General features: G+C 46.7%; 10 protein-coding genes. 3 read left to right on the forward strand and 7 right to left on the reverse strand.

Annotation, left to right across the window (positions count from 1 at the left end; translation table 11 throughout):
• Positions 1-111: 111 nt before the first annotated feature.
• The 5 genes from BQ8014_RS11085 to BQ8014_RS11105 form a co-directional block, all read right to left on the reverse strand.
• The gene (locus tag BQ8014_RS11085) at positions 112-1,233 is read right to left on the reverse strand and encodes an HU family DNA-binding protein (protein ID WP_080904399.1); all 1,122 of its coding nucleotides are present in this window, start codon (positions 1,231-1,233) and stop codon (positions 112-114) included.
• Positions 1,226-1,516 (reverse strand): HU family DNA-binding protein, encoded by a 291-nt coding sequence (locus BQ8014_RS11090; RefSeq protein ID WP_080904400.1) that lies wholly within the window; start codon positions 1,514-1,516, stop codon positions 1,226-1,228. Before BQ8014_RS11090 ends, BQ8014_RS11085 begins: the two co-directional genes overlap by 8 nt.
• Positions 1,517-1,601: 85 nt before the next feature.
• On the reverse strand, positions 1,602-2,615 hold the full coding sequence (locus BQ8014_RS11095) for a threonine aldolase family protein (protein WP_080904401.1): 1,014 nt from the start codon (positions 2,613-2,615) through the stop codon (positions 1,602-1,604).
• 63 nt (positions 2,616-2,678) lie between these two features.
• Positions 2,679-4,415, reverse strand: coding sequence for a thiamine pyrophosphate-dependent enzyme (locus tag BQ8014_RS11100; protein ID WP_080904402.1), 1,737 nt, complete (start codon positions 4,413-4,415; stop codon positions 2,679-2,681).
• Between the two features lie 38 nt (positions 4,416-4,453).
• On the reverse strand, positions 4,454-5,563 hold the full coding sequence (locus BQ8014_RS11105; RefSeq protein ID WP_080904403.1) for an NADH:flavin oxidoreductase/NADH oxidase: 1,110 nt from the start codon (positions 5,561-5,563) through the stop codon (positions 4,454-4,456).
• A 756-nt stretch (positions 5,564-6,319) separates the two neighbouring features.
• On the opposite strand from BQ8014_RS11105, the gene BQ8014_RS11110 reads away from it, so the two are divergent.
• The 3 genes from BQ8014_RS11110 to BQ8014_RS11120 all read left to right on the forward strand — a co-directional run bounded on the left by BQ8014_RS11110 (position 6,320) and on the right by BQ8014_RS11120 (position 8,538).
• Complete coding sequence (locus BQ8014_RS11110) at positions 6,320-6,850, forward strand: hypothetical protein (protein WP_080904404.1); 531 nt, start codon at positions 6,320-6,322, stop codon at positions 6,848-6,850.
• A gap of 223 nt (positions 6,851-7,073) precedes the next feature.
• The gene (locus tag BQ8014_RS11115) at positions 7,074-7,571 is read left to right on the forward strand and encodes a thioredoxin domain-containing protein (RefSeq protein ID WP_080904405.1); all 498 of its coding nucleotides are present in this window, start codon (positions 7,074-7,076) and stop codon (positions 7,569-7,571) included.
• A 178-nt stretch (positions 7,572-7,749) separates the two neighbouring features.
• On the forward strand, positions 7,750-8,538 hold the full coding sequence (locus BQ8014_RS11120) for a hypothetical protein (RefSeq protein WP_080904406.1): 789 nt from the start codon (positions 7,750-7,752) through the stop codon (positions 8,536-8,538).
• A gap of 110 nt (positions 8,539-8,648) precedes the next feature.
• Here BQ8014_RS11120 and BQ8014_RS11125 read toward each other — a convergent pair whose 3' ends face one another.
• Positions 8,649-9,836, reverse strand: a complete 1,188-nt coding sequence (locus BQ8014_RS11125) for a TolC family protein (RefSeq protein WP_080904407.1) — start codon at positions 9,834-9,836, stop codon at positions 8,649-8,651.
• Positions 9,833-10,885 (reverse strand): efflux RND transporter permease subunit (locus BQ8014_RS19395; RefSeq protein ID WP_160150081.1); only part of this gene is annotated, 1,053 nt, incomplete at its 5' end. The genes BQ8014_RS19395 and BQ8014_RS11125, both read right to left, overlap by 4 nt.

A 10,885-nucleotide genomic window follows, 5' to 3' on the forward strand; every position in this document is an offset into this window, starting at 1 on the left:
TGGCAGCACAAAATTAGAAATGTTAAATCCGTATTTTCTACTTTAGCCGTTAAATATTACTAACTATCCTATTTCCTCCCGGATGATTTAAGGAATTACACATTCACGGTGTTATTTCCGGAGTATTTCTGTCTGCAACGCCCTGGCTTTGGCCAACGATCCTTGATCTTGGGAATCGATCCCAAAAACAGAAGGAGCAGGAATAAGTAACTCTGTCCCAATGGGTATCCGATCAGGATTACTGATTTTCGTTTGGTTATACCGGTAAATATAAACCCAAAAGACTTTATTCCCATAATATTCCCGGGCGATAGACGTTAAACGGTCCCCTTCTTTGATTTTCTTTTTGGCTATTACTTCCGGTTCCGTTTGGGTGAACTGATTCTCCGCCGATTTGTCCGTACTTGTTTTTGATGAATCCACAGCCTCCTTCCTTTCAACCGTATCGGATTTAATTTCAGTCGTGTCAGGCGCTACCGCCGGGGCAGGAACGGCGGCTGTTTGGCTGTTCTCTTGCAGTACCTCCGGTCCATGTTCTTTCAAATACCGGTATCCCAAGAACAGAAACCCAACCAAGATTACAAAGGCAACAAAGCGTATGACTTGCTTTAAACCCGTATTCCCTGTATTCCCTGTATTTCCTGTATCTTCAAACTCTTCTTCCGCTTCCTCCTTGGTTTCCTGATTGGCTGCCGCCGGAGTTTCAGTCTCTTTTACGAAAGGAATAGCAATCGGTTCAGTATCTGCAATCTTTTCGACTTCTTCTATTTCCGGCTCCGGTTCTGCCGGCGTTTCGGAAACCGATGCCATAGCTCCGGAAGGTTCCGGAACCGTTCCGTTCCCTTCTTCTTCCGTTTCTTCTTCTCCTTCCTCCGGAGAAGCATCTTCTTCCAAGTCCGTCAGCGAAACCTTCTCATCCAGTTCTACGGATTCAAAAAAAGAAAAAGGCTTATTCACGCTTTCTTTCAACTGTTTGTCAGGTAGGAAGCTATACCGGTAGTGTACCGGAATTAAAAAACGCTCGCCCGTATTTACATGGATGCTTTCCCGCTCTTCAATGCGTACCAGCTTGAATATGCCCAATCCCTTGATCTCGATCGATCCTTCCGTCTCGATATCCTCCATCAGAATGGTAAGCAGATTTTTCAGAAACAGTTCTACTTCCCGATGTTTCTTTCCCGTTTTCCTGGCAATCGCTTTGGTTATATCTTGTAAGGTAATGCGGTTATTCATCGTTGTCAAAGGTTTTATATTTTTCCTTCAATGTAGTGCTGGGCTTAAATACGGGAACCAACTTGGGCGGAACCAGATAGCGCTTGCCATTTGTCGGATTGACGGAGATGCGTTCCGCTTTCTTTTTGACTTCAAAGACTCCCAATCCCTGGATCATGACCGGATCGTTGTTTGCCAAGCTTTCATTCAATACTTCTTTAAAGGCGGATAACATCTCTTCCACCTCTTTTTCCGGAGTAGCCAGACGATTCGACAAATCAATAATCAACTCTTTTTCCTTCATGACATCACTAAAAAACTATATAACAATGCGATATTAGCCATTCTTGAGCGGAAAAGCAAATATTACCCTTTTCTTTTCTTTTTTATTAAGCCTTTAGCACATGTAAAAAAGTGGAAATATCCTCTTCCGTCGTATCGAAAGAAGTAACTAACCGGGCTTCGTTGGTTTCTTCATTGAACACATAAAAGAAGAAATGTTCCAATAACCGGTCGATCAACAGGCGGGGCATCGTGAAAAACAACTCGTTACTTTCCACTTTCTGTGTGAAATGAATATCCGGAAGGTCTTTCATTCCTTCATAGAGCCGTTGGGCCATCCGGTTGGCGTGCTGTGCGTTTTTGAGCCAAAGGTCATCCGTTAGATAGGCGGTAAACTGGCAGGATAAATAACGCATCTTGGAAGCCAATTGGGCCGATTGTTTGCGGACAAAACGGGCGGATTCGATCAATTCTTGGCGGAAAACGATGACGCATTCCCCTATCATCAACCCGTTTTTTGTTCCGCCGAAGCTAAGCACATCGATGCCGCAGTCGACGGTCAACGCTTTCAGCGGGTATCCTAATGCCGCAGCCGCATTTGCCAAACGCGCGCCGTCCATATGGACATATAGTCCGTTTTCGTGGGCGAAAGCCGTGATAGCCTTCAGTTCGTCGGGCGTATAAATCGTTCCGTATTCCGTACTTTCGGAGAGGTAGATAGCCCCCGGTTGGGAATGATGCTGGTCTCCGATCCCATGCAAATGATGGCGGATCAGTTCCGGATTCAGTTTCCCGTCCGGCGTAGGGATCGTAACAAGCGGACAGCCGGTCGCTTTGGTCGGCGCTCCACATTCGTCCACATAAATATGCGCCGCATCCGTACAAAGAATGGATTGATAAGGGCGGGTCACCAACTGAAGGGCGATCGTATTGCTTCCCGTTCCATTAAATGTAAAAAAAGGAGCGCAGTTCGCCGAAAATGTTTCTTTTATTTTTTCTACCGCTTCATGTGTCCAGTCGTCATTCCCATAACCGACCGCATGATCTTGATTTGCTTTGATTAAAGCCTCAATAACTGAAGGGTGAACGCCCGAGTTATTGTCAGATGCCAAACTTCTCATATTTCATACCTATTAAGATAGGTACAAAGGAACATAATTTTGAACAATTATCGCTTAATGTTTTTATATGATTCCTTTTAAATGTTTCATATTTGCCTTAGCCGTGTCCAAAACATCCTCTATACGCCCTTGGAGAATCAGTTTAATCATGGATTCTACAAATCCTTTCATCTGTGCAAATTCAATTTTAGGAGGCATGGCCAATGCATTCGGATCCGTTTGGATGGAAACTAAAACCGGGGAAGGAGAATTTAATGCTTTAGCCAGCGTTTCTTCCACCTCTTGGGGTTCGTTCACAGTATAGGCTTCCATTCCCATAGCACGGGCCACAGCGGCAAAATCAGGATTTAACATGGCTGTCTCACTGTCCGGCAAACCGGCCACTTGCATTTCCAATTTTACCATACCCAACGAACGATTATTGAATACGATAATTTTAACCGGTAATTTATATTGTACAATCGTTGCCAGGTCACCCATCATCATGGATAATCCGCCATCGCCACAGAAAGCGATGACCGGTTGTTCCGGACGTGCCAAAGCCGCCCCGATGGCCATCGGCATAGCATTCGCCATGGAACCGTGGTTAAACGATCCTAACATTTCCCGTTTACCCGTGGCCTGCAGATACCTCGCTCCCCAGACACAACACATGCCTGTGTCAACCGTGAAAATTGCATTGTCGGCCGCCAAACGGTCGATCACCGACGCGACATATTCGGGAGCGATCAGATCGGTTTCTCCCGGATGGGCTGCCGTACTGGCCAGATATTCTTTCACTTTTTCATATATTTTCAGTTGTTTCCGTAGAAAGCTGTCATCCGCTTTCGTTTCAAGGAATGGAATCAAGGCCGAAAGCGTATCTTTGATATTACCGCCCAAGGCCATATCTACTTTGGCCCGGCGTCCGATCCTTTCCGGCCTTGCGTCTATTTGTACGATTTTACACTTGGTCGGCATAAAATATTGGTAAGGAAAATCCGTTCCCAGCAAGATCAACAGATCGGCCTCATGCATCGCCGTGTAGGCCGACGGAAGCCCCAGCAGCCCCGTCATACCGACTTCATTAGGATTACCATGCTGAACGACCATCTTGCCCCTGAAGCTATATCCCACCGGCGCCTTGATCATTTCAGAAAGCTTTATGACCTCTTCATGCGCTTCCCTTGTTCCGATTCCACAGTAGAGGGTAATCTTTTCCGCAGAATTTATCAGCCCGGCTAATTCCTTTAATTCTTTTTCCCGGGGACGATAAACCGAATCGGAGAAAAGCGCTTGGGCAGCCGTCATACTTTCATCGGCATTCTGAGCTGCAAGATCTCCCGGCAAACCGATGACTGCCACCTCTTTTTTTGAGATGGCATGTTGGAGCGCCGCTTGTAACATACGGGGGAATTGTTGGGGCGTATTTGCTATTTGGTTGTAACCGCTACAATCGTCAAAAAGCTTGATCGTATTGGTTTCCTGAAAATAGGACATGCCGAATTCATAGGAAGGACAAGTGGAAGCAATAGCCAATACTGAAGCATTCGCTCTCTGGGCATCATACAAGCCATTGATAAGATGTACATGCCCGGGGCCGCTACTTCCGGCGCAACAGCCGATTCCATTTAATTCGGCTTCAGCCAGGGCGGCATAAGCTCCGGTTTCTTCATGCCTGACATGCACCCATTTTACCTCTCCGTCTTGCCTTACCGCTTCATTCACTTCATTCAGGCTATCTCCGGTCACCGCATAAATATGTTTGATTCCCGCCTGTTTTACTGTTTCTATTAATTGATTTGCAACTTTTTTTCCCATAATTACCTATAATTTATATTCTAAATTGATTTTTTTCTTTACTCATTACAGAACAACCCTTTCAATGTGTGAGGCTCGCACCGGGAATATTGAGGCGGGACAGCCACCTTTGCTCCCAGTGCGGCAGCGGCATGCCATGCCCATCTCGGGTCGTAAAGGAATCCGCGTCCGACAGCTATAAGATCCGCCTTCCCGGAAGAAATCGCATCCTCCGCTTCCTGAGGCACGGTGATCAGTCCCACCCCTATGACGGGTATCCGGACAGCTTTTTTAATCGCCTCCGCATAAGGAAGTTGATATCCCGGTCGCAGTTCGGGCATTCTCTGTAATCCTCCGTCCACTCCCCCTCCGGAGACATGGATATAGGCGCATCCCCTTTTTTCCAGAAGCTTTGCCAATTCAATGCTTTGCGCCAGATCCCAGCCGCCTTCAATCCAGTCGGTAGCTGAAATCCGGATTCCGACCGGCACATCGGAGGGTATGCCTGCCTTTACCGCATCAAAGACCTCCAAGACCAACCTCATGCGGTTTTCCAGGCTTCCCCCGTAAGCATCTTTCCGCTTATTCGTTATGGGCGAAAGAAACTGGCTTAGCAGGTAGCCATGCGCTCCATGAAGTTCTATAGCGTTAAATCCGATCGCAACGGCTCTTTGCGCCGCCCGGACAAATTGAAGGACGATCTGGTCGATTTCGGGAATTGTCAGTTCCCGGGGTATTGTTCCTCCGGTGGACAAAGGAATAGCCGACGGGGCTATTGTCTGCCATCCGTTAGGTGCTGACGGATGGATGAAGTTGTTCGATTTCCAGGAGAGGTCGGTCGACGCTTTCCGCCCGGCATGCGATATTTGCAATGCCAGGGGAATCGGAGAATGAAGACGGATAAAATCGACCACTTTAGACAAGGCAAAGGCGGATTTATCGTCCCAGATACCCAAGTCGGCGTATGAGATTCTTCCCTCCGGAGCCACGGCGGTCGCTTCCACAATCAGCAGTCCCGCTCCCGAAAGAGATAACGTACCATAATGCATCAAATGCCATTCCGTCGCTTGCCCGTTGGCGGCCGAATATTGGCACATAGGCGGGATCACGATGCGATTCGCCAAATCAAGGGATTCGATTTTTGTTTTTGAGAATAAATGACTATCCATTCGACTATTCAATTTTATTTTTTACGTCCCAAAAAGAAGATGAATGCAAGCTGGTTGGATTAGTATGCAATTTGCATCTTCAAAGTTATGTTTTCAGTAAGTACCCATTTTGAAAGACCTCTTGGATAAAGGATACCTTTTCTTAATTTCAATATAAAAACAACAGAGAAGGACGGTTTGTTTTGAAAACACGAATCATGCATTATTCATTTCTTAACAATCGGGACATTCCATTCCTGAATTAAAACCAAATCCGTTATAATTTATGCTTTTAATTAGATATAGGTAAAACGTTGCTTCAAGCAGCGAAGATAGACCTGGTTGAGGAGAAAATCGAAGGATCCGGTTAATTTCGGTAAGACATTAAGGATCACCGATCTGCAAGAAATTGGCGTATGATGCTTATGCCGATCTGTTGGCGGTACTTTCGATTGGGTGTTTTACAGCTGTCGAACACGTGTTTCACAGCCGTCGAACACGTGTTTTACGGCTGTGAAACACGTGTTCGATAGCCATCAAACACTTAATTGCATTCGATGAAAGATACATCCGGGTATTTCGTATGATCCTTCTGGTGCTACCCTCATCTATTTTTCGATAGTAACTGCGGAACCGGAGGTAGAAAGAATGACATGGAAACTGTCGCATTTTTATGGGGTCCGGCTGAACAATTCAGGCTTTAAAAGTGTTATGATATAAAGCTTTAACACAGAACCTGGCTACCTTAAAATAAGTCCTGACCGGCAGGCGAGTAACATGCGGATACAATTTGAAATCAAGGAAAATTTACCTGAAATAACGGCAGGGTTACTGCATTCGGAAAAATGGCTGACACTGATTAAAGAAGAACGGGATGATTATAAGAAACTGACGATTAAAGATCCCTACTTCGATTCGGCCGCTTCGGTAGAAATCTTCAAGGACGAAATCCGTATCCAGACGGCATGGTCGAATTATTCCTATCGTATTTATAAGTTGGGCGATGCGGTGTGGTGCGAATACGTAGGCGCTTACCGCGGATTGCTGGAACAAAACCTGCTGCCGGTGCTCACACCGAAAAAGAGCATCTTGGGCTCTACCGTCCTGAACAGTTCGCTTTTGGGAAATGAGCCGCATACCTTGCAACAGTACAGCAAGGAGAACATGAAACTGAAAACATTCCGCCGGGATAATTTCGAGAAAGAGACGGAGCTGACTTCCCCGAAAGACCATCCGAAAGTCGTTTACGACGAGTTTATCAAGATGGATATGCCCCTTCCTCCGCTGGAAAATAAAAAGAATAAATAAGGCTCAAAAATGTCACATTTCATTTAAAAAGAAGAAAAAAAACTGCGGAATTGATATAAGTAATTGAAATCCTTGTATCTTTGCCGCCATATAAAAAGCGTTTTCACTCCTTGGAGAAGGAATAAACGCTTCTTTTTTCTCCTGAAAATCAGGATTCGGGAAAAAGCAAACTTCTGGCAACGGTTTGTTCTTATCCGATTATGTTTAACAAAAAAATGACATTATGAGAATTAGAACTTGTGTTCTCGAAGTAGGGTGCGTGCTACTTTTATTCCTTTCTGCCGGCACCCCGAAAACAAGTCTCTCCCAAGGGTATCACCCCGGAGATCTTGCCCCGAGAATAGAGTCGTTAGGTGTTGATCGTGGGATTAATTACCTAAACCGTTCCGGACGTTACACGCTTCTGAACTTCTGGGCCGCCTACGATGCGGAGTCCCGTGCGAAGAATGTGTTACTCTGGAACTATGTAAGTAAAATGGATTCGAACCGCATTGAAATGTATTCCGTTTCAATGGATGAAAGGGCTTCCGTATTTACTGAAACTGTAAAAATGGATAATTTGGATTTATCCAACCAATTCAATGAGAGAAAAGGGAAAGAATCCCCACTTTACAAGGCTTTCGGCCTTCACAAAGGACTCGGGAGTTTCCTTATTGACGGCAATGGAGTCATCGTAGCAACCCATGTGGATCCGCAACAAATATCTTCTCTGTTAAACTGAATTTATTGATTTAAACGATCAGGGAGTCTCAACAAAGACTCCCTTTTTTCCCCTCCTCTTCGGAAATGTTAATTAAACTCAACAGGACGGCCGGCGCATTAATCCTTGGTACGGGTTTCCCATCTAAGAGACAAAGAGAGAAATAAACGGAAGTATTCACCATTAAGACTTACCCTTTATGAAAAAGATGATTATTTTATTAGTTGCAGGAATGTTAGGAATCGCTTCCTTCAACCAACGCGCCGAAGCCCAATCTTTCCAAGTGAGCATCAATATCGGAATGCAACCGGCTTGGGGGCCTGTAGGCTATGATTATGTGGATTATTACTATTTCCCGGATATAAATTGCTACTATAATGTAAACCAACGTTTGTTTTATTTTCTCGATCCGCGGGGATATTGGGTCTATGCCAACTATTTGCCCTATGACTACCGGAGATACGACTTATACCGTCTCTTTAAAGTGGTAATCAACGAACCGATGCCTTGGAGGTATAATCATTACCACCAGACCCATTTTAGCACATATCGTGGTCGCCATCAGATTGTCATACGCGACAGCAGGGATCGCCGGTATGCTGAAAGCCGTAGAAATCAATATAATTGGTATAGCAACAAGAATGATTTCCGTCCGAACCGGGTAGTAGAGTCCAACCGGAATCAATCCAGAAGCGAGGATCGTAACCGGAACGAATGGAGAAGAGAGAATGAAAAGGTTGATGTTCGTCCCGAACGCCGGGAAAACAATCTCCGAAACCGCGAAGCGGATAAAAACAACACAAAGGAAACGCCGGACGTACGTTCCAACCGTAGCAACCGGAATGAGGAAACTCGGAAATCCGTCCCGCAACCCCGCTCGAATGAACGGAAGGAAGCGCCAAAAGGAAATAGCAACCGTTCGGGAGGACGCTCCGAAAGGTCGTCTGAAAGATCATCCGAAAGCCGTTCCGTATTAATCAAACGATAAAAGTCAGGTAGGAAAGGAAGGTGCGTCAAAAGCCCATTGTGGGATATGTAGGGGCGAATGCAATTCGCCCCTATGAATTCCTTTACGGCTCTTTTGACACACCTTCTTGGTCATAAACGGAAGCGGTATAACTCCGCCATCACTTTTTGGTATTGGTTCTGAAGCTGCAGATAGTTGTCGATACTTTGGTAATAAGTCATTATATTGACAAAGTATTCGATCATTGAAATTTGCCCCATATGTAACGCTTTGTTCAGCAAATCCGTATTATCCCGGCTTCCCAGTTCATCCCGGTATTCGTCCACTGACTTTTTCAATGCGAGCGATTGCAGATAAAGGCCCTGCAACTTTCGTTCCAACGCGGTGGATGCCGTTTCCAATTGAAGTTCCGTATAAAGGCTTTGCGCTTTCGCCTGCTTCACCCGGTTCCGGTTCGAAAACAACGGCACACGGATACCTACCAGGAAACCGTTGAACCGCTCCCCTCCGACCGCCGTATTCAAACGGTAACCTACCTCGAATCCAGGCAAACCTTGGGCTTTGCTGACGCCGACATAACGCTGCGCGGCCAGTTGCGCCTGCTCGAGTGCCTTCAGGGAAGTCGTCGCGGCAAGGGCTTCCGCTTTCAATTCTTCAAAAGAGAGCAGTTCGGGCGCCTGCCGGTAAGCCGTATCCGTAAAGGAGATCGCCTCCCCTCCGTTGAGGGCTGCCAACGCTTGCAGCTTAGCGGTGCGTTCCGCTTCAGTCAGGCGAGCTTCGGTCTTGATATTCAATAATTCCAATCTTATTTTATTGGTTTCCAGAATGTTTGCGTCTCCTTTCTCCAACCGCTGGGCATATAAGGCCGACAATTGCTCGGCATTTTCCCGGCGTTCTTCCAACAATTGCCGCTTCCGGTTCAATTGCACCAGATCCAGGCAGATCAGTTGGGCTTCCATGAGGATCTCCTGCCGTTTTTCCGTTTGCCGGTAGTCCAACTCTTCCGATTTGATCTTCGCCCATTGGTTCCGCTGAACATAGAGGGAAGGAAAATCGAAGGCTTGCGAGGCAATCAATTCCCCTTGGATGCCCAGCCCTTCCTTATTGCCATATTGATGGGTGTAAGAGACAGAGGGATCTTCGAGGTTGTTTCCGGCCTGGGCGTCCAGTTTTTGGGCAACCGTCCATTCCCGGTTCGCCTGCAACTCCCGGTTATTTCGCTCGATGCTCTTCAGCACTCCCGCCATGTCTTGTTGCGCTTGCAGGGGATTGCAGCATAAAACAAGCCCTGCCAGCAGGCATTTGCTTATCTGTTTCATTCTTGCTGATTTTTATTCATTAATAAATATACAATAGGGATAATAAACCCGTTCAGGAAAGTAGAAGTCAGCAGGCCGCCCAGAATGACGACCGCCATCGGGCTCTGGATCTCGTTGCCTGGCAAATCGCCTTTGACTGCCAAAGGGATCAGGGCCAAGGCCGAGCAAAGCGCTGTCATCAGGATTGGATTCAAACGATCCAGCGATCCTTGCAGAACGGCAGCTTGCAGTCCGAGCCCTTCGCTGCGGAGCTGTTGGTAATGACTGATCAGCAACATCCCGTTCCGGGTAGCGATTCCAAAGAGAGAGATAAAGCCGATGATTGCCGGAATACTCAGTTCACCGGAAGTCAGCCATAGGATCAGAACCCCTCCGATTAAAGCCAACGGCAGGTTCAGCAAGACAATCCCGCTTTCCCTGGCGTTCCTGAACTGGATAAGCAGCAGGAAGAAGATAACCAACAAAGCCATTGCCGAAGTAAGCAGCAAGGTGCGGCTCGCAGATTGCTCACTTTCGAACTGCCCGCCATATTCCAGATGGTAGCCTTCGGGAAGCGTGACGGAAGACGCGACCTTCTTCTGAATGTCATCGACAACTCCGCGCAGATCACGGCCGGAAACGTTGGAACTGATAACGATCTTTCGCTGTACATTCTCCCTGTTAATCGTATTCGGGCCGGTAGTCGAGCGGATATCCGCTACGTAACTGAGAGGAATCTTCTCACCGCCGGCATCGATCATCAGGTTACTTATCTGTTCCATCGTTCCCCGGCTATCATCCGACACCTTAAGCGTCAGGTCGAAATATTTGCCGTCTTCATAGACTTGGCCCACGCTTTCTCCGGAAAGCATTACTTGGATATATTCTTCAAATTCAGGCAGTGGAATACCGTATTTGGCCAATAGTTCGCGCCTGGGCGTGATGGTTAGTTGAGGGCGTTCGACCTGTTGCTCAACTTTCAGGTCGACTACTCCGTCGATTCCGGAGATGGCGTCCTTGATCTGGTTTCCAATCGTAAAGAGGCGGTTCAGGTCCGTACCGAAAAGCTT

Origin of the sequence: Parabacteroides sp. Marseille-P3160 (genome assembly GCF_900162725.1) — a bacterium.
GTDB lineage: Bacteria > Bacteroidota > Bacteroidia > Bacteroidales > Tannerellaceae > Marseille-P3160.